The sequence below is a fragment of the Methanoculleus thermophilus genome, from assembly GCF_001571405.1.
GTDB classification, from domain to species: domain Archaea; phylum Halobacteriota; class Methanomicrobia; order Methanomicrobiales; family Methanoculleaceae; genus Methanoculleus; species Methanoculleus thermophilus.
Map to the genome: position 1 here is coordinate 437,275 of NZ_BCNX01000006.1, position 17,709 is coordinate 454,983.

Annotated in this window: 19 protein-coding genes; 7 read left to right on the forward strand and 12 right to left on the reverse strand. The window is 61.6% G+C overall.

Annotation, left to right across the window (positions count from 1 at the left end):
- Nucleotides 1-2: 2 nt before the first annotated feature.
- Genes MCUTH_RS05485 through MCUTH_RS05495 form a run of 3 tightly spaced genes read right to left on the reverse strand, consistent with a single transcriptional unit; the run spans nucleotide 3 to nucleotide 3,740 of the window.
- A complete protein-coding gene (locus MCUTH_RS05485) occupies nucleotides 3-1,286 on the reverse strand; it encodes a nucleotide-binding protein (RefSeq protein WP_066956651.1) in 1,284 nt (427 codons plus the stop codon).
- Nucleotides 1,287-1,302: 16 nt separating this feature from the next.
- A complete protein-coding gene (gene lysA / locus MCUTH_RS05490; RefSeq protein ID WP_066956654.1) occupies nucleotides 1,303-2,595 on the reverse strand; it encodes a diaminopimelate decarboxylase in 1,293 nt (430 codons plus the stop codon).
- Nucleotides 2,592-3,740 (reverse strand): LL-diaminopimelate aminotransferase, encoded by a 1,149-nt coding sequence (locus tag MCUTH_RS05495; protein WP_066956657.1) that lies wholly within the window; start codon nucleotides 3,738-3,740, stop codon nucleotides 2,592-2,594. Before MCUTH_RS05495 ends, lysA begins: the two co-directional genes overlap by 4 nt.
- A 351-nt stretch (nucleotides 3,741-4,091) precedes the next feature.
- Between MCUTH_RS05495 and cutA the strand changes: the two genes are divergently transcribed.
- The 4 genes from cutA to MCUTH_RS05515 are packed head-to-tail and all read left to right on the forward strand — an operon-like array spanning nucleotide 4,092 to nucleotide 5,894.
- Complete coding sequence (gene cutA, locus MCUTH_RS05500) at nucleotides 4,092-4,409, forward strand: divalent-cation tolerance protein CutA (protein WP_066956660.1); 318 nt, start codon at nucleotides 4,092-4,094, stop codon at nucleotides 4,407-4,409.
- Nucleotides 4,409-5,152: a formate dehydrogenase accessory sulfurtransferase FdhD gene (gene fdhD, locus MCUTH_RS05505; RefSeq protein ID WP_066956662.1), complete on the forward strand. Its 744-nt coding sequence runs from the start codon at nucleotides 4,409-4,411 to the stop codon at nucleotides 5,150-5,152. Before cutA ends, fdhD begins: the two co-directional genes overlap by 1 nt.
- Before the next feature lie 2 nt (nucleotides 5,153-5,154).
- A complete protein-coding gene (locus tag MCUTH_RS05510; RefSeq protein ID WP_066956666.1) occupies nucleotides 5,155-5,640 on the forward strand; it encodes a DUF1890 domain-containing protein in 486 nt (161 codons plus the stop codon).
- Entirely contained in the window at nucleotides 5,616-5,894 is a 279-nt protein-coding gene (locus tag MCUTH_RS05515; protein WP_066956669.1) for a DUF1894 domain-containing protein, read from the forward strand. Before MCUTH_RS05510 ends, MCUTH_RS05515 begins: the two co-directional genes overlap by 25 nt.
- 45 nt (nucleotides 5,895-5,939) lie before the next feature.
- Here MCUTH_RS05515 and MCUTH_RS05520 read toward each other — a convergent pair whose 3' ends face one another.
- Entirely contained in the window at nucleotides 5,940-7,079 is a 1,140-nt protein-coding gene (locus tag MCUTH_RS05520) for a PKD domain-containing protein (protein ID WP_161937574.1), read from the reverse strand.
- A gap of 203 nt (nucleotides 7,080-7,282) precedes the next feature.
- Here MCUTH_RS05520 and MCUTH_RS05525 point away from each other — a divergent pair, with 203 nt between their 5' ends.
- Together MCUTH_RS05525 and MCUTH_RS05530 are read left to right on the forward strand one after the other, a co-directional pair.
- The gene (locus MCUTH_RS05525; protein WP_161937575.1) at nucleotides 7,283-9,610 is read left to right on the forward strand and encodes a PAS domain S-box protein; all 2,328 of its coding nucleotides are present in this window, start codon (nucleotides 7,283-7,285) and stop codon (nucleotides 9,608-9,610) included.
- 93 nt (nucleotides 9,611-9,703) lie between these two features.
- Nucleotides 9,704-10,189, forward strand: coding sequence for a TspO/MBR family protein (locus MCUTH_RS05530; protein ID WP_083524794.1), 486 nt, complete (start codon nucleotides 9,704-9,706; stop codon nucleotides 10,187-10,189).
- A 109-nt stretch (nucleotides 10,190-10,298) separates the two neighbouring features.
- Here MCUTH_RS05530 and MCUTH_RS05535 read toward each other — a convergent pair whose 3' ends face one another.
- From MCUTH_RS05535 to MCUTH_RS05565, 7 genes are all read right to left on the reverse strand, one after another.
- A complete protein-coding gene (locus MCUTH_RS05535; protein WP_066956682.1) occupies nucleotides 10,299-10,901 on the reverse strand; it encodes a CDP-alcohol phosphatidyltransferase family protein in 603 nt (200 codons plus the stop codon).
- Nucleotides 10,898-11,410, reverse strand: a complete 513-nt coding sequence (locus MCUTH_RS05540; RefSeq protein WP_066956685.1) for an adenylate kinase family protein — start codon at nucleotides 11,408-11,410, stop codon at nucleotides 10,898-10,900. Before MCUTH_RS05540 ends, MCUTH_RS05535 begins: the two co-directional genes overlap by 4 nt.
- Nucleotides 11,407-12,465: a histidinol-phosphate transaminase gene (hisC, locus tag MCUTH_RS05545; protein WP_066956688.1), complete on the reverse strand. Its 1,059-nt coding sequence runs from the start codon at nucleotides 12,463-12,465 to the stop codon at nucleotides 11,407-11,409. Before hisC ends, MCUTH_RS05540 begins: the two co-directional genes overlap by 4 nt.
- Nucleotides 12,449-13,573: an acetylornithine transaminase gene (locus MCUTH_RS05550; protein ID WP_066956692.1), complete on the reverse strand. Its 1,125-nt coding sequence runs from the start codon at nucleotides 13,571-13,573 to the stop codon at nucleotides 12,449-12,451. The genes hisC and MCUTH_RS05550 overlap by 17 nt, the downstream gene beginning before the upstream one ends.
- 4 nt (nucleotides 13,574-13,577) lie before the next feature.
- Nucleotides 13,578-14,495, reverse strand: coding sequence for a glutamine-hydrolyzing GMP synthase (guaA, locus tag MCUTH_RS05555; protein ID WP_066956695.1), 918 nt, complete (start codon nucleotides 14,493-14,495; stop codon nucleotides 13,578-13,580).
- A gap of 9 nt (nucleotides 14,496-14,504) precedes the next feature.
- The gene (locus MCUTH_RS05560; protein WP_066956699.1) at nucleotides 14,505-16,094 is read right to left on the reverse strand and encodes a CTP synthase; all 1,590 of its coding nucleotides are present in this window, start codon (nucleotides 16,092-16,094) and stop codon (nucleotides 14,505-14,507) included.
- A gap of 136 nt (nucleotides 16,095-16,230) precedes the next feature.
- The gene (locus tag MCUTH_RS05565; protein ID WP_066956702.1) at nucleotides 16,231-16,641 is read right to left on the reverse strand and encodes a PaaI family thioesterase; all 411 of its coding nucleotides are present in this window, start codon (nucleotides 16,639-16,641) and stop codon (nucleotides 16,231-16,233) included.
- Between the two features lie 104 nt (nucleotides 16,642-16,745).
- On the opposite strand from MCUTH_RS05565, the gene MCUTH_RS05570 reads away from it, so the two are divergent.
- Complete coding sequence (locus MCUTH_RS05570; RefSeq protein WP_066956704.1) at nucleotides 16,746-16,979, forward strand: hypothetical protein; 234 nt, start codon at nucleotides 16,746-16,748, stop codon at nucleotides 16,977-16,979.
- 35 nt (nucleotides 16,980-17,014) lie between these two features.
- Here the strand turns inward: MCUTH_RS05570 and MCUTH_RS05575 are convergent, their stop codons facing one another.
- Entirely contained in the window at nucleotides 17,015-17,515 is a 501-nt protein-coding gene (locus tag MCUTH_RS05575; RefSeq protein ID WP_236707435.1) for an SdrD B-like domain-containing protein, read from the reverse strand.
- Between the last annotated feature and the right edge of the window lie 194 nt (nucleotides 17,516-17,709).

Here is a 17,709-nt window from a genome sequence, read left to right on the forward strand (position 1 = left end):
GATCAGGGCTTCTCGTTGAGCCGATCCAGGCGTGACTGCAACGCGTCCCGATCGGGAGTTATGCTCTCCAGATGGCTTATTTGGATAACCCCCCGATAAACGGTTCCTCTCGCGCGCACCAGGTATCCGACCGGCAGGGGCTCGGCAAGGAGGTAGCAGGCATCGGCGGTCTCGAGAGCCGTCCCCTGTCGGGTTGGGATGATCGTCCCTTCGACCTCCACCTCCACCTCTTCTTTAGCAAGGATAACGAGGGCGCTTCCCCAGGAGACATGCACCTCAAGATCGCCGTATCGACCTTTCCGGGCGCTCACGTTGTAGACTTCGAGCGTGTCACCGACTGCCAGATGCTCTTCTGCCTTCTCGCCCCAGATGACGACCGGGATCTCCCCGGTCCGGTCGGCGATGACCAGGTTCCGGACCAAAGACTGCCTCCCGCTCCGCGTGACAAATGAGCGGGCGGGCTGCACCTGCACAACCGTGCCGGAAAGAGAATAGGCCCCCCCTTCCTCGACGTCGGCGATGGTATCCAGCGGGACGACGATCTCCCGCTCCGTTCGGGTGATGGAGCCCGCTTCGCCGAGGCTGTACTCTATTCCCTTCTCCCCATCCTTGACAGCGGCACCGCGGATGACGACCGTCTCCCCCGCACGGAACCCCTCTAGAATAGCGGGAGCCCAGACGACGAGCCGAAAGACTCCCTCTTCGTTCCCGATCACCGCTTCGACCATCTCTCCCGGGGTTCCATCGCGCCTCGTGAATGCCCGCGGGCTCCCGAGGGCGATGAGCCTCACTTCGAGATCTTCTCTCGAACTTTGGGGTGCAGAGGTCTCCGCCTCATCGCAGGTGATCTCGCACGCCGCCTCCTGGGCCGCAACGACGGTGACGTCGGGGATCTTCCCGCGCCCCTTCGGCCTGCCGAGGACCTCAAGGACGTCGCCTACCCCGATCTCGGCAATCCCACCGGCCTTCTCGTCCCAGAGGGTCAGCCTGGCCCTGCCGGTCTCATCGCCCACCAGCACGTTCGCGACAAGGCCGGTCGTGCCGTCTGGCCGCTCGAATTCCCGGGGCTCCTCGATGGAGAGGACCTTTCCAAAGAAGCAGGCGAGGCTCGAAGCCCCGGCAAGGTCGCGTATACGAACATGCGAACGGCCGAGGTCTTTTACGACCAGCATAGCCGCCGTCTGTTCGTCGAGGAGGTCTCCCGACTCCGCTACCTTCTCCTCCACCCGTCGTTCGAACTCCTCCTTTCCGAGGAGATCGTCGACCAGAAGGTAGTGGAACTTCACGTCTGCCGCTCCGCGCCTACTCCTGCCAGGGCACCGTCACCATGGTGGCGGTCAGGTCCTCGATCGTCTCGGCACGGCGCATCAGGGCTGCCTCCTTGCCTGCAAGGAGGACTTCGGCGCACCGCGGGCGGCTGTTGTACTGGGACGACATCGCAAACCCGTAGGCCCCGGCGTCGAGCACCGCGATGATGTCGCCTGCTGCAAGTTCGGGGAGCATCCGGTCTTTCGCGAGGATGTCGCCCGTCTCGCAGATCGGTCCCGTGACGGAGTACTCGGAAACGGCTGGGGCGTCGGCTTTGTTCGCCGCCACGACCTCGTGGTAGGAGTCATACATCGTCGGCCGGATCAGGAGATTGAACCCGGCATCGACGTTCGCGAAGGTCTTGTGAGCGGTCTTCGTGGAGTTGACCCTTGTTAGGAGGATCGTTGAGTCGGCGACGAGCCACCGGCCCGGTTCGACCCAGAACTCGGGCTCTATCCCGAGTTCTTTGATGCCGCGGAGGAAGACCGGCATCACCGCTCCCGCGTAGTCCTCAGGCGTCGGGGCCCGGTCCGTCTCCCGGCGGTAGGGGATCCCGAGGCCGCCTCCGATATCGATGAACGCGGGATCGACCCCGATATCGAGGAGGTCGCGGGCGACGTCGATCAGCACCTCGACCTCGCGGGCGAAGGGTTCCACGGCGAGGATCTGCGAGCCGATGTGGCAGTGGATCCCGACGGGGTTCACGTTCTCAAGCGCGAGCGCCTCGCGGTAGGCATCGAGGATCTGCCCGGCCGGAATGCCGAACTTGCTCGTCGCAAGCCCAGTTGCGATCTTCGGGTGGGTTGGGACATCGATTGCGGGGTTGACCCTGAAGGCGATCTCGACGGTCTTTCCCGCCTCTTTCGCTACGGCGTCAAGCTGCCGGAGTTCGTCGACCGAGTCCACCGAGACCCGGATCCCCTTCTCGACCGCGAGGGCATGGTCCGAGGGAGTCTTTGAGCTCCCGTTGAAGAGGAGCGACTCTGGCCGCATCCCTGAGGCGAGGGCGAGGGCGACCTCTCCTGCGGAGAAGACGTCCGCCCCTGCGCCCATCGATGCAAGGGTCTTGAAGACCGCGAGGTTGCCGTTCGCCTTTGCGGCGTAGAGGATGCGGACCTTTTTGTAATGGGCGGTGAGTGCGCCGGAGAGGCGCTGGAAGTTCTCGCGGATCCTGTCCTCGCTCGTGACGTAGAGCGGGGTGCCGAACCGTTCGGCAAGGCCCACCGTATCGTGCTCGCCGATCCAGAGGTGGCCGTCCCTGACCGAGAGGTGGGGTGGGAGGATCACAGGTCAAGCCCCCGCATCCGGTCGACCGCCTCGTTGATCCGCTCGATCGACCTGGTGATTGCGAACCGGACGAATCCTTCGCCGTTCTTGCCGAAACCTACTCCGGGGGTCGCGACGATCCCGGCCTGGTCGAGGAGTTTTGCAGCAAACGCCATGCAGTCGTCGACCGGCGCCCAGACGTAGAAGGTCGCCTTCGGCGCCTTGACGTCAAGCCCGATCTCGGTAAGCCCTTTCACAAGCGCGTCCCTGCGCTCCTGGTAGATCGCGCAGGCGTTCGCGACACAGTCCTGGGGGCCGGTAAGCGCGGCGATTGCGGCGTGCTGGATGGCGTCGAAGGCCCCGGAGTCGACGTTGGTCTTGACCCGGCCAAGCCCTGCGACAATATCGGCGTTCCCGCAGGCCATCCCGATCCGCCACCCGGTCATGTTGTAGGTCTTTGAGAGCGAATGCATCTCGATGCCCACCTCCATTGCGCCGTCCACCTCAAGGAACGAGGGCGCCCGGTAGCCGTCGAAGGTGATCTCGGAGTAGGCGTTGTCGTGGACGACGACGATGTTGTGCTCGCGCGCAAACTCGACGACCTCCTCAAAGAACGAGAGGGGCGCCGTGGCGGCGGTGGGGTTGTTTGGATAGTTGATGAACATCAGTCTTGCCTGCTTCACGACGTCGGCGGGGATATCCTCGAGCACCGGGAGGAAGTTGTTCTCCGCGAGAAGAGGCATCTCGTAGACCTTTCCTTCGGCAAAGAGCGTGGAGGTCTTGTAGACGGGGTAACCGGGGTCGGCGGCGAGGACGTATTCTCCGGGGTTGACAAAGGCCTCGGCTATGTGAGCGATGCCTTCCTTCGACCCGATGAGCGCGAGGGTCTCTTTCTTCGGGTCGAGGTCGACCCCGAACCGGGCCCGGTACCATTGGGCAACCGCTTCGCGGTAGGCGAGCATACCCGCGTAGGAGGGGTAGTGATGGTTCTTTGGATCGCGGGCTGCCTCACAGAGCGCCTCCACGATGTGCGGGGGAGTTGGGAGGTCAGGGTCGCCGACACCGAGGTCGATGACGTCGACACCCTGGCGCAGTTTCTCCTCTTTCATCTCGTCAATGCGTGCAAAGAGATACGGGGGAAGGTTATCCATGCGTCTTGAGTACATTGCCAGAATGGTTTCGCATGGAACCCTATCTAATTTCTTGCTTGCCCCCGGGGTGCTTTCCGTGCCGGTAATGCAGTTACGGTAGCAGACCCGACGCTCCGGTGGATACAAACTCTCCGGTGGAGCGCAAACCCAGCATATGAGATGGCGCGGGAAGGCAGGTGGCGGCGGCTCTCGGGGCTCTCCCGGCCGCGAAGGTGCACGACTTGAGCCCTTGCAAGCCATGCCTTCCGGACCACGATCAACGATTACCGAACCCATAGAGGGCTTTCTCCCTGGGAGATGGATAGGGTGGGTGCTCCGGCTCCCGTCCCGCGAACGGTTAAATACGGGCGATGCGAAGTTAAATTCATGGCTCTCCCGGAATACGTTGTGGTCTTCTGTACGGCCCCCGCAGATGAGTCGGAGGCAATAGCAGAGGCAATCATTGATGCACGCCTGGCAGCCTGCGTGAATATCACCGGTGTGCGGTCTCTCTTCCGGTGGGAGGGGGCGGTCGAGGAGGAATCCGAGCATCTCCTGATCATCAAGACCCGGTCGGATCTGCTCGACGCACTTGTTGCGCGGATCAAGGGCCTGCACAGTTATGAAGTCCCGGAGATCATCGCCCTCCCCATCATCGGCGGTTACGCGCCTTACCTAGACTGGATACAGGAGGCGACATCCTGATGCAGATCGTCTGCCGCGCCGGGATCCAGGTGACGGGTGAAGATGCACGGGAGGTTCACGATGACATCATCGTCGAGGACCATGTGCGGCTCTTCTTAAACGGAGAGTTCCTCACGGCCCTGGTGGCGAGCTACGACCGGCTCGCCGACCTCGGGGCCGGGTTCGTCATCACCGAGGGGCTGGCGGAGAGGGTCGATTCGGTGGAGGTCGACGGGAAGGATATCTATATCTCCGCCCCGGCGAGAAAGGAGTTCCAGCTTGAGACTGAGTCTTCCGGTGGCTCCCGCGTGGTCGGCGAACCGCGATCCGTCGCATCGTCCATAACCATAACGGCCGACGGCGTCCGCGCGGTCACGGCGGCGATCGAGTCGGATGTCTGGCGGAGAACCGGCGGCGTCCACTGCTCGGTTCTCTTCTGCGACGGCGAACTCATCACCCGGGCCTGCGATGTCGGGAGGCACAACACCGTCGATAAGGTCGTGGGCTATGCGGCCCTCCAGGGGCTTGACCGGTCCAGGTGCATCCTCGGCTGCACAGGCCGGCAACCGGCTGGGATGGTCGCGAAGGCGGCGAATGCGGGCATCCCGATCGTCGTCTCCCGCGCCGCCTCGACCGACCGGGGGATCCTCACGGCCGAGAGAGCGGGAATCACATTGATCGGCTTTTCGCGGGGGGAGCGGTTCACCATCTATACGCACCCTGAGCGGGTGCCTGACGTCTTTGAACGCCTAAAGAAGGCTTAATCATGAGAGAAAACGACAACAACGAAAAGACTGCACTCATCCTGCTCGGGTGCCCGCAGGTGCCCGTCCAGACGAGCATGGCGCTCTATCTCGCGCATGCGCTGAACCAGCAGGGTATCCGGCCGGTGATTGCCGGAACGACGGCTGCGCGGAAGTTAATGGAGGTGGCCGACCCGGGCCGGTATTACATCTCGGAGATGGCCGATCTTGACGATACTATCGATGCGATCACGGAAAAAGAGCGAGATTTCGACCTCTGCTTCGTCTTCATCCACAACGATTCAGGGATTGCGTATGCAGGCACCATGGCCTACATATCAACAGCGCGGTTGTATGCGGTTCTCTTCGGGGAGCACGCCGACGATCTCGCCGGCGAGATCGAGTTCCCCTGCGAGATCGTCGCGGCGAAGGCCGTGCACAACCCCATGCCGCTGAAGCGGAGACTTGACGAGGTGATGCAGCAATGGGCGGCTGTCTCGAAGCACTGAAACCCGAGATCATCCTCTCCCAGTCCTCATTCAAGGAGGCGCGGGAGTATATCAAGAAGAACGTCAAAGAATACCACGAGGTCGAGCCGGGCTATAAGATATTCGACGTCCACATCATCGGCGTCCCGCCGCTCTATATCGGCGTGGAGGGCGAGCACCTCATCTTCCCCTACACCAAACCCTGCCACGGAACGTTCGTGGTGAAGGTCCCGGGCGGAGAGGAGATCGCGCGGCTGCGGGCGAGGAAGAAGTAACCGTCTCTATTTTCCAAAAAAAAGTAGACGAGTTTTTGAGCCGTCTCAATCGTAATCCCGGGAGAGTCCCGGGTTCTGCCGCCGCCTCCACCAGCGGCGGACCAGATAGCCTCCGGCGGCAAGCACCAGGATCAACAAACCGATAAGGGCGAAGGTCCCGAGCGGGATCTCGGGCGCCGGCTCGCCGGCCGGAGCGGCCGTGGTCTGCGTCGCGGTGGGTTCTGCCGTCGCTGTCGGGGTAGTTGCGGGCTCCTCGGGCTGCTTGATCCCCGTGATCGCAGAGAGCCCGAACCCGGGACTCGTCGCCGTGAAGGTGGCCGATGTCCCGGTGATTTCCACGACCGTCGTCGGGAGCGCCTCCCACGCCGTGCCGTTGTAGCGGTACATCACCATCTCCTCTGCGGTGAGGTTGTGCTCATCGAGCCACGCGACCGGGACGGTGAAGGTGATCGTCGCCCCGGTGATCGTCTCGAACCGGGCCGGCACCAGGTTGATGTACTGGTACGGGATGCCCGGCACCGGGGGGATCCCGGAGCCCGGGGAGGACTGCGCCCAACCGGTGACGATCAGCCTGGAGAGCCCCGTGCCGGTGACATTGACCTTGCTCACGGCCGAGTCGCCGCCCACGTTGTAGCCGTCCGGCCCGCCCGTCTTGCCGCCACCACCACCACCACCGTGGCTCGGCTGGCTGGTCGGGGTCGGCGTGGGTGCGGCGGAGACCCAGATGTAGTCGGTCCTGGTGCTCGTGTTGCTCCCCGCCGCATTGCTGACCGTCAGGCTGACCGTGTAATTCCCGGCGGCGGCGTAAGTGTGCGTGACGTTCCTCTCCGCCGCGTCCGTGGTGTTGTACCACGTACCGTCCCCGAAGGACCTGTTCCAGACGATCGGCGATCCGGTGGAGGTGTCGTTGAACTGCACGGCAAGTGGGGCGGTGCCGGAGGTCTGGTTGGCGGTGAAACTAGCCGTTGGGGGGACCGGATCCGTGACTGTGATGTTCATTCGCGTGGCGTTGTAGCCGCCGTTGTTGTATACCTGCAGGGTTACCGTGTAGGTGCCCGGTGTGGTGTAGGTGTGCGTGGGGTTCCGGTCGTTCGATCCTGCGGTCTTAAGGCGCCAGACGTCGCTCAGGCCGCGGTCTCCTTCTCCATAGCCGCCGGAGAACGCCGGGCCCCGCCGGCCGCACACGATACCGCCGTCCCCCAAACCGCGGCATCGGTCCTGACCCGGCACACCCAAAGAATGAGGTATAAATCTCCCAGAGGAGGTACTACAAGTTAATGAATACCCGGTCGCGGGCATGGCCGCGCGCGGCGGTTAGCCTTTCTCGGCCGGAACAGATGCGTTTGCGCCGATACGTGCGGGTACCGGGCCTGGATGCGAGTGAGACCATGAGTGAACCCTTAAGCGTGCTGCTGATCGGGAAGAGTCCCGATAATCTCCGGGAGATTCTCCGCGAGTTCGGGCGTGAGGTTGAGTTGATCCACTGCGAGCGCTCGGAGGACGGGCTTACTGCGGTTTCGGGGGGTGGAACCGATGTGGTGCTCCTCGACCTCGATCATCTGGGGGACCCGGAAGCGACGGCCTTCGACCATCTGCGGGAAGTAGCGCCGGAAATCCCGGTAATCGTGCTTGCCGCGGCTGGAGATGACCCTGCCGTCCTCCGTGCTATGGAGTGCGGCGCGCAGGATTATCTGGTCAAAGGAAAGACTGATGCGGAACTCTTCTCCCGGGCCGTCAGGTATGCGCAGGAGCGGAAGCGGATGGAACTCGCGCTCCGCCGCTCAGAGGCGATGTACCGGAGACTGGTCGAGAATCTCAACGAAGGTGTTCTCTCCGTGGACGCGGCGGGCCTCATCACCTTTGCAAACCCGCGCATGGGGGAGATCCTTGGGTGCCCTGCCGAACGCCTGGTCGGGTCGCCGATTGCCGGGTTTATTGAAGCTCAAGTAAATCCGTTTTGCCGTCAAACCGACGAGAGGCAGGAGTTCGAACTGGACCTGCTCCGCAGCGACGGCGAGCGCGTCCACGCTCTTGTGGTCACGTCCCCGATCATCGATGCATCCGGAGTCTTTGGCGGCTGTCTTGCCGGAGTCCTCGACATCACCCGGAGAAAGCGCGTTGAAGAAGCGCTCAGGCAGAGCGAACAGAAGTACCGGCTTGTCGTCGAGAGTCTCAGCGAGGGGATATGGGTGCTTGACCCGGATGCCTGCACGTCGTTTGTCAACCCACGGATGGCGGAGATGCTCGGGTACTCACCGGAAGAGATGGTCGGCAGATCCATCTACGCATTTGTCTCACCTTCCTGCCGCGCCAGAATATCCGACCACCTGAACCGCCAGAAAGCCGGCATTCGGGAGGAGTATGAGTGTGAGTTTGTCAGGAGTAACGGCGAGCGGATCACGGCGCTGATGATCACGTCACCGCTTGTGGACGATGCGGGCGTATTCAAAGGCACCCTTGCCGCTGTGGTGGATATCACCGAGCGCAAGCGGGTGAATGAGGAGATCCGGATCCGAAACGAGCAGCTCATGGTGCTTAACCAGGTAATCAGTGTTACGGCGACCTCCCTTTCTCTTGCCGAACTTCTGGAGGAGTCTCTTGAGAAGACGCTTGACCTGATGGGGCTGCACCTTGGGATCGTCTATATGCTCGATGCCGAGCGAAAGCGGGCCCTCTTGCACTGCCAGAGAGGGATGCCCTCATCCAGCGTATCCCGGAACCGTGTGATCAAGGTCCATCACTGGCCGTTCAACTTCATCTTCGTTGCCGGCCAGCCCCGGTATATCGAGCGACGGGGTGATCTCAACTCAATCGAAGCAAGCATACTCGAGGAGCTCGAGGTCTCGTCGCTTGCCTGTATCCCCCTCATCGCAGAGTCGGTCGTTGTGGGGGCGGTCTATGTCGGGAGCAGAACAAAAGAATCCTTCTCCCGTGAGGAGAGGGCGCTCCTTGAGACGATAGGGAAAGAGATCGGGTCGGGCATCCTGAAAGCAATGCTCCATAAGAGACTCGAGGCGGCGAACCGGGAGGCGAACCTCTACCTCGACATCCTGACGCACGACATCAAGAACGCCGAGAATGTCTCGAGCCTCTATACGGATCTCCTCATTGAGATGCTGGAGGGGGAGGCCGGGCTGTACGCAAAGAAGATCAGGAGCAGCATTCGTAAGAGTGCTGAGATTATCGGGAATGTCTCGACGATTCGGCGCATCCATCATGATCCCCCAGATCTAGGCGAATTCGACCTTGACGCCATCATCAGGGGAGAGATTGCTGCCTTCCCGGATGTTGCGATTGAGTATGAGGGCACTTCCTGCAAAGTCTGGGCTGACGGCCTTCTCCCTGAAGTCTTCTCAAACCTCATCCGAAACGCCGCGAGGCTCGGCGGTCCTGAGGTCATGATCACCATACGGGTGGAGGAGTACGATGGCGAGAATGTGCTGGTATCGGTCGAGGATACCGGGCCGGGTATTTCCGACGGACTGAAGGAGGCGATCTTTCACCGGTTCGAGCGCGGATGGGCCGAGGGTTGCGGTGACGGGCTTGGTCTGTATATCGTTCGCACCCTCATCGAGCGCTACGGCGGGAGAATCTGGGTGGAGGACCGGATCGCGGGGCGGCTGGATGCCGGTGCGGCGTTTCGGTTCACTCTCCGTGAGGTCCTCCCCTCCTGGCCCGACGGGGATGATGAGGACCCTGATGATGAGTGTGAGTGAAACAGGCGTATTGTCGGCCTTTTGCTGAGGCAGTGATCGGCTCCCGGATTGATATCAAAAGATTTAAGGGCCACGATGCCCATCCTTGGCTTCGTGGCACCAGCATACATCCGGTTCGTTCAGCTTCTGGTGGCGATAGGGGTCTGCCTGATTGCGGCGCTCATCGGGTCTCTCTTCACGACGCCGGCTGTCCCGACGTGGTATGCAGGGCTTGCAAAGCCCGATCTAAACCCTCCTGCGTGGGTCTTTGGCCCCGTCTGGACGGTGCTCTACATCCTCATGGGCATTGCGCTCTACCTTGTCTGGAGCAAGGGGTGGAGCAAGAAGGGCGTGAAGGTTGCTATGGCGATCTTTGCCGTCCAGCTGGTTTTGAACGTCCTCTGGTCGTATCTCTTCTTCGGACTGCAGGCACCGCTCTTTGCTCTCATCGAGATCGTGCTCCTCTGGGTCGCCATCCTGATGACGGTCGCGGCCTTTTACCGGGTATCGGTACCCGCGGCGGTGCTGCTCATCCCCTACCTCATCTGGGTGACCTTTGCGACCTACCTCACCTATGGAGTTTATATCCTCAATCCATAGGGTGTACTTTCGTTCGAGGCAGAGGGCGTCCGCGCAATTGAAGGTATCGCATCGAGGTCGCAGAGGACCAATCGCGCTCGAGAGCGTGGTCGCTGCTCCCCATCGAACTTCAGTGCTTCTCTATCTGCCGCCAGACGTGCGCGAACCGCTGGATGGCGGTGTAATGTCCGAGGATGCCGAATATAACAAGAAGCCAGCCGAGATAGTTCAGGCCGTAGATCTCCCCCGGGATCAGCACCGTGAGAACGCCCGCGATGATGATCAGCACGAGCCTGTCCGCCCGGCCGAGGATACCCCCGTAGTACCTCCCAATTCCAACGGCCTGCGCCTGGGTGCCGAGGTATGAGGACATCAGGACGCCGGTCAGCGCAAAGACACCGATCGGCCAGGAAGCGGCGCCGCCCGCGAAGATCCCGGTGATGATGAATATGTCGGCGTAGCGATCGATGACGTGATCGAGGAAGTCGCCGCGGAGTCCCGCAACCCCCATCTCCCGGGCAAGCGCTCCGTCGAGCGCGTCGCAGACGGCGTTGAGTGCGACCATGATGGTGCCGAGGACAACGCCGCCGGCATAGAACGCAATTCCCGCCAGTGCCGATACAAAGAGCGATGCGATCGTGAGCCCGTTCGGGGTGATCCCGATCTTTCGGACCTGGTTTACTACGGGCTGAACGATCCACTGCACCTGCGGTCGGAACTGGTCGAGCGTCATCTGCCTATCTCCAGGTAATCGGTCCAGTCGATGGAGCCGTACGACGGCGGCACCTCTCCCCGGATGAACTGTTCTATCCGATCCGCGCATTCATGAACGGAGAGATAGGTTGTGTCCACCTCAAGGATCTGATCGTCCGGGTGCTCCTCGAGCGTCTCGATCAGGATGACGTCGAGCGCCTCCGCCTCGGCGTTCTCCGCAACCTTCTCTTGAGGGTAGTCTCTCGGGGCGAGGCGCTCGGCGAGGATATCCGGACGGCACCGGAGCACCACCACCCGGTCGCAGGGGAGAAGGTGCGCGAGATGTCCCTCAATGATCCCGTCGAAGGGTTCGAACTCATCGACCCACCGGTCGACGTCCACCACCATCGTCTGGCGGTCGCAGTCCTCCTCAATAATGTAAGGCTGCACCGTATCCTTCAGGTGGACGACCCGGTGACCTCGCCGTTCGAGTTCGACTGCGACGGACGTCTTTCCTGTTCCCGGCGTGCCGGTGATGCCGATCATCATATGTCCTTTATCGCCTCGAGGAATTGGGCGTTCTCCCAGTCTTCACCAATGCTGACTCTGATATAATGGTTGCCGAGCCCCGGGAAACTGGTGCAGGATCGGACGAGGACGCCCCTTGCTGCAAGGCGTTCCGTCACCTCATCACCGGTGTGGGGTGTGACGTCGATCATGACGAAGTTTGCGTCGGATGGATATACCCTAAACGGTATCTCTTCAAGGAACCGCCGCCGCCATATTCGCACGTGGTCGCGGATCTTCTGCATCCGGTCGAGATCCCCGAGCGCTCCGATGGCCGCCGCCATCGAGACCGAGTTCAACGCAAATGGCGTTGCTGCCTTCTGGTAGAACGGCTCCAGCCACTCCGGGACGAAGGCGTAGCCGACCCGGAACCCGGCAAGGGCGAAGAGTTTCGACATAGTCCGCCCAAGAATCAGGTTCTCATGACGGTGCATCAGCGGCCGGTAGTCGAGGTCGGCAAAATCGACGTAGGCGTTGTCGAGGAAGAGCAGCCCGTCCATCTCCTCGAGGATCTCCTCGACAACCTCCGGCGGGACGGAGTTCCCCGTGGGGTTGTTCGGTGAGCAGAGGAAGGCAAGCTTTGCCCCCCGGCATGCCTCGATGAAGGCCGCCGGGTCGACCGAGAAGTCCTCGCGGCGGGGGACGCTCGTGACCCGTGCGCCGTGTGCTGCGGCCGCAATCCCGTAAAAAGAGAAGGTCGGGGTCGAGACAACCACGCTCTCGCCGGGCTCGACGACCGTCCGGATCACCGTCTCAATGACCCCGTCCATGCCCGAGCCGGTTACGAACCGGTAGTCGCCGTGGTAGCGGCGGAGAGCCTCGATCAGGGCAGACGCCCGCTCGTCCGGGTAGCGGTTTGCCGTCCGGAGGGCGTCTGCCGCCGCCTCGATCGCGGCGGGAGAGGGGGGCCAAGGGTTCTCGTTGCTCGCAAGATGGGCGACCCGATCGAAGCCGTACTCCCGTGCGACATCATCCGCCTTTTTGGCGTATGAGTAACCGCCCGCACCCGTGTAGCACGCTCTAATCAAGCGCCGCATTGATGACACCGAGAGCGGTCTCGATCTCTTCGTCGGTGATCACGAGCGGTGGAACCAGTCGGAGGTTACCGTCGGCGGCGCAGTTGACAAGCACCCCGTTCTCGGCGCAGGTCTGCTGGACCTCCGGGCACCGCTCGCCGACGGAGATCCCGATCATCAGGCCGCGGCCGCGGGGGTTGTGGCGGGAGAGCCCCTTCATGAAGAGCTCGCCCTTGCGTGGGATATCGGGGAGGATCTCCTCGATGACCTCAATCGTCGCGAGGGCTGCCGCACAGGCGAGCGGTCCTCCGGCAAAGGTGCTGCCGTGCTCGCTCCGTTTGAACTCGAGCCCCTCGCGGGCGACGAGCGCCCCGATGGGGAACCCGCTCGCAAGCCCCTTCGCGAGCGTGACGATGTCGGGGAGGACGCCGGTGTGCTGGATCGCAAGCCACTTCCCTGTCCTGCCCATCCCGGTCTGCACCTCATCGACGATCATCAGCGCGCCGGTATCGTCGCAGATCTCCCGGACGCCCCGGAAGAACCCTTCCGGCGGGATCAGCACCCCGGCCTCGCCCTGGATCGGCTCGACGAAGACCCCGGCGGTATCCTTGTCGACCGCATCTGCAAGGGCGTCGAGGTCGCCGTAGTCGACGAAGGTGCAGGGGGGTGAGAGCGGCTCGAACGGCTCCCGGATCGCGGGCTTGTGCGTGACCGCAAGCGCCCCGCAGGTCCTGCCGTGGAACCCGTGGTTGAACGCGACGAACTTCTTCCTCCCTGTCCGCACGCGGGCCAGTTTGATCGCGCCCTCGTTCGCCTCCGTCCCGGAGTTCGAGAAGAACGCCTTGGACAGTCCCGTAATTTCCACAAGTTTTTTTGCGAGTTCCGCCTGGTTCGGGACGTAGTAGAGGTTCGAGCAGTGGATCAACTCTTTGGCCTGGTTGCAGATTGCCTCGACCACCTTCGGGTGGCAGTGGCCGGTGCTGCAGACCGCAATACCTGCCACACAATCGATGTACTCCCGCCCCTGATCATCCCAGACGCGTGAGCCCGAGCCGCGGACGATCTTCATCGTCCGGCCGAACGCGGGCATATAGTAGCGTGCATCAAGCGCGCGTGAATCTTCTGCCATATTCTCACTCATACTCGATCGTCGCCGGGGGTTTGGGGGTGACGTCGTAGACGACCCGGGCAACCCCGGGGATCTCGGCGGTGATCCGGGTTGCCATTCGCGAGAGCGTCTCATAGGGGAGTTGCAACGGGTCGGCGGTCATCCCGTCCCGTGACTGGACGGCCCGGATGGCGACGATCCAGCCGTGCAGCCGGACATCTCCCTTGACCCCCGTTCCAAGCCCAATGAGGGCCGCGAAACACTGCCAGGGGTGGAACTCCTCCACCAGGCACTCCTCAACGATGGCGTTCGCCTCACGGACGATCGCGATCTTCTCCTTTGTCACCTCACCGAGTACCCGGACCGCAAGCCCGGGTCCCGGGAATGGCATCCGGTGCTGGATCTCCTTCGGAAGCCCGAGCCCGCCGGCGACCTCACGGACCTCATCCTTGTAGAGATCGGCGAGCGGCTCGATGACGCCTTCGAATTCGATATCGAGGGGCATGCCGCCGACGTTGTGGTGGCTTTTTATGCCCCCTTCGCTCTCGATGCGGTCGGGATAGATTGTTCCCTGGAGGAGCATCGTCGCACCGGTCCGTTTAGCCTCCCGCTCGAAGATTCTGATGAACTTTGCGCCGATAGCCTTGCGCTTCTCTTCGGGATCGGTGATGCCCGCAAGGGCCTCAAAGAACTCATCCGCCGCATCCACGACGCGGAGGTTTGTGTCGGCAAAGAGGGACCGGATGCGATCGGTCTCTCCTTTGCGCATGAGGCCGGTATCTACATATATCGGGATGAGTCGGTCGCCTATCGCACGGGTGGCGAGCGCCGCACAGACCGAGGAGTCCACTCCGCCGGAGAGTGCCATGACAACCTTCTTCTCCCCGGCAGCGTCGCGGATCTGCTGGACTGCCTGGTCGATAAACTTTGAGACATCTACCATTCTATTACTTCACCTGTTTTTTGGGGATAATTTGTTCTTCTTGCATGCCTCTACAAACCCTATGTAGGGTGGGGAGGGATTTGTCGGGCTTGACTTGAACTCGGGGTGGAACTGTGTCGCGAGGTAGAAGGGGTGGTCCGGGAGCTCGCAGACTTCCATCCTCGATCCGGAGAAGCCCGAGAAGATGAGGCCGGCGGCCTCAAGGTCGGCGATGAACTCCGGGTTCACCTCGTAGCGGTGACGGTGCCGTTCTACGATTCTGGTCCTGCCGTAGAGAGCAGCCACCTTCGTCCCTTCCTTGAGGACGATCTCCGAGTCCCCGAGGCGCATCGTGCCCCCGAGGTCCTGGACTCCTTCCTGTTCGGGGAGGAGGGCGATGACATGCGTCCCCTCTCCCATCTCTTCGCTTGTGGCGTCTGAAATCCCAGCGACGTGCCGGGCGTACTCGATCACCGAGAGCTGGAACCCCAGGCAGAGGCCGAGAAAGGGTTTTTTGTTCTCGCGAGCGTACTGGATCGCCCTGATCTTGCCTTCAATTCCGCGTTTGCCGAATCCTCCCGGGATCAGGATGCCATCGACGTCGACGAGATCGTGGATGTCACACGTCTCTGCATCAAGCCAGCGTATGTTCACTTCGGTAGAGAGCGCTCTTCCGGCATGTTTGAGCGACTCTTTGATGGACATGTAGACATCCTCGATCCCGTACTTGCTGACGATGGCGACGGTCACCCGGTTCGTGTACTCCTGCGAGACGACCCGGTACCACGCGGGGTCCGGTTCCCGGTTCTCGATCTGGAGGTAATTGCAGATGACGTCCGCAAGACCCTCTTTTTCCAGTTCCATCGGGATCTGGTAGATGTCGGGAACGTCCTTTGCGGCGACCACGGCCTTTACCGGGACGTCGGTGAAGGCGGAGATCTTCTTCTTCGTCTGCGGCCCGATCACCTCTCTGCTCCGCGCAACGATGATGTCGGGCTGCAATCCGAGTTCCCGGAGCGCTTTGACCGAGTGCTGTGTCGGCTTGGTCTTGAAGTCGCCCATGGTGTCCATCGGGACCAGGGTGACATGGACCAGGATCATATCCTCCGGTGCCAGTTCCCCGTGCATCTGACGGATTGCTTCGAGGAACGGCATGCTCTCGATGTCGCCGACAGTCCCGCCGACCTCTACCAGGCAGATCTCAGCTCTCTTTCCGCCGTTGATCTCCTCCATCGCCGCACGGCGGATGCAGTGCTTGATCTCGTCGGTGATGTGGGGAATGATCTGGACGGTCGCGCCGAGGAAGTCCCCGCGCCGCTCTTTATCGATGACGTTCCGGTAAACCTTGCCCGTTGTGATGTTGTGGATCGATTTGAGGTTGATATCCAGGAATCGCTCGTAGTTACCGAGGTCAAGGTCGACTTCCCCACCATCGGAGAGGACGAAGACCTCACCGTGCTGGGCGGGGTTCATGGTACCAGCATCGATATTCAGGTACGGGTCGATCTTCACCGCCGTCACCTGATAGCCGCGGTTTTTTAAGAGGCGGCCGATGGATGCGGTGGTGATGCCTTTCCCGAGCCCGCTCATGACGCCGCCGGTTACGATGATATACTTCAAACTCTCGTTCCCCTCCGGTTGTTCCAGAGTCTCTATCTCATTATGTGATCTTTTGTATTGAGAATGTATTGTTCGGGATTCCCGGGGGAATCCCTGCCGGCGCGATGGCGGTCTCGATCGGGCGTCAATAGCGCCGTTATGGGCCTATGACAGCAAACGATGTTGATGTACGTGTAAGAAGTGTATCGTCTGCCGCGCTCCGGACCTCCCCGTCTGCAAACGCCACCCTGCGGCCCTTCCGGATGACTCTTCCGGTGGCGACGATCCTTCCGGCATTGACCCCTTTTATGAAACTGGTGTGCTCGTCAATCGTTGCGATCCTCTCGTTCTCGTCAAGGAGCGTGTAGAGCGCAAGCGCGATCGCCTCGTCCGCGAGCGCCACGTAGACCCCTCCCTGGAGCCACCCGGCGCCGTTGAGCATATCCGGCCGGACCTCCATGCTCAAGCGGGCGCGCCCGTCGCCGAACTCATCCACCTCGATACCCATCAGTTTGAAGAAGGGGTTTGCGTCCCTTCCGATCCGCTTTATCTCATCTATGTAGCCCACGTGACCACACCTGTCTCCAAGAGGCTTTGAAAGTCAGTTGCGATAAGTATTGTGAACATTTTTTCGGGGGAGATTGATGTGGGAGCGCTTCCTACCATTCACTCATGCAACAGGATGAAGAACTCAAAGAGATGCTCCGCGACCTTGTCTGGCTCAACGCCGTGATTGCTACCGAACTCATCCAGATAACCGAGAACACCTCCGCCATTCTCAGGAAGGCCGCCCCGCCGGAGACCTGCATCGCAGAGCACGCGGCCCTGCGCGCGAAGGCGCTCGAGATCGCCGATCGCTGGCAACCCGGCACGATGCTTCGGCAGCACGTCGAGAAGCACCGGTAATGTGCTCAAAAAAATGAGTGTTGTTTCCGGCTCCGTCAGCCTTCGGCCGGCACGAGCCCGGCGTCCCTGACGACGAGGTCCATCGTCTGGATAACCTCGGGAGTCAGGTCGATGCCGGTGGATCTCCCGCTGATCGGGTCGATGGTGCTCGCCGTCTCTCCCGGGGCGCCCCGGCCTGGGAGGGTGAAGGCGTATCCCTCCGGTAGAACGACCTCGACGGTGTAGTTCCCGGGAAGAACGCCGCTGAAGATGTAGAGCCCTTCACATGCGTGGGAGAACGTCTCCGCCGTCGCGATCCTCTCGCCCGCGGCGTCCCTGAGGTGGACGGCAACGCCGCTCATACCCCGCTCCCCGGGGTCCTGCACGCCGTTTGCGTTGGCATCAAAAAAGATCGTTCCTCCTATCGTACCGCTGGTTTTTGCCTCTCCTGCATCCGGCCCCGATGGGGTATGGGCCGTTGCGTTTGCGATCGAACCTAAGACGAACGCTGATACGATGATGGCTATTAGAATGCTAGCGCCTCTCAATCGGTTCACCTTCATTCCGGGATGCGTCTTTCATGCGCTCCCGGGCACATAACCCCTATGGAAGGCTGCAGCACTCGCCTGGCCGTCTGACGGCAGCAGGATGAATCGAAATTTTCCCCGGTACTTCGCCTGCCAGGGGTTCTGGCTCTGAATTGCTTTTATAATATAATAATGTTTTTATGGGTCAGGGGTTGCGGGACCCC

Bases quoted from the DNA above. Each gene is read 5' to 3' on its own strand.
- guaA (WP_066956695.1), bottom strand. From the start codon at position 14,495: ATGGTAGATGTCTCAAAGTTTATCGACCAGGCAGTCCAGCAGATCCGC.
- MCUTH_RS05535 (WP_066956682.1), bottom strand. From the start codon at position 10,901: ATGACGCTCGACCAGTTCCGACCGCAGGTGCAGTGGATCGTTCAGCCC.
- MCUTH_RS05540 (WP_066956685.1), bottom strand. From the start codon at position 11,410: ATGATGATCGGCATCACCGGCACGCCGGGAACAGGAAAGACGTCCGTC.
- MCUTH_RS05550 (WP_066956692.1), bottom strand. From the start codon at position 13,573: ATGGCAGAAGATTCACGCGCGCTTGATGCACGCTACTATATGCCCGCG.
- MCUTH_RS05570 (WP_066956704.1), top strand. From the start codon at position 16,746: ATGCAACAGGATGAAGAACTCAAAGAGATGCTCCGCGACCTTGTCTGG.
- MCUTH_RS05525 (WP_161937575.1), top strand. From the start codon at position 7,283: ATGAGTGAACCCTTAAGCGTGCTGCTGATCGGGAAGAGTCCCGATAAT.
- MCUTH_RS05515 (WP_066956669.1), top strand. From the start codon at position 5,616: ATGGGCGGCTGTCTCGAAGCACTGAAACCCGAGATCATCCTCTCCCAG.
- hisC (WP_066956688.1), bottom strand. From the start codon at position 12,465: ATGCGGCGCTTGATTAGAGCGTGCTACACGGGTGCGGGCGGTTACTCA.
- MCUTH_RS05510 (WP_066956666.1), top strand. From the start codon at position 5,155: ATGAGAGAAAACGACAACAACGAAAAGACTGCACTCATCCTGCTCGGG.
- cutA (WP_066956660.1), top strand. From the start codon at position 4,092: ATGGCTCTCCCGGAATACGTTGTGGTCTTCTGTACGGCCCCCGCAGAT.
- MCUTH_RS05495 (WP_066956657.1), bottom strand. From the start codon at position 3,740: ATGTACTCAAGACGCATGGATAACCTTCCCCCGTATCTCTTTGCACGC.
- fdhD (WP_066956662.1), top strand. From the start codon at position 4,409: ATGCAGATCGTCTGCCGCGCCGGGATCCAGGTGACGGGTGAAGATGCA.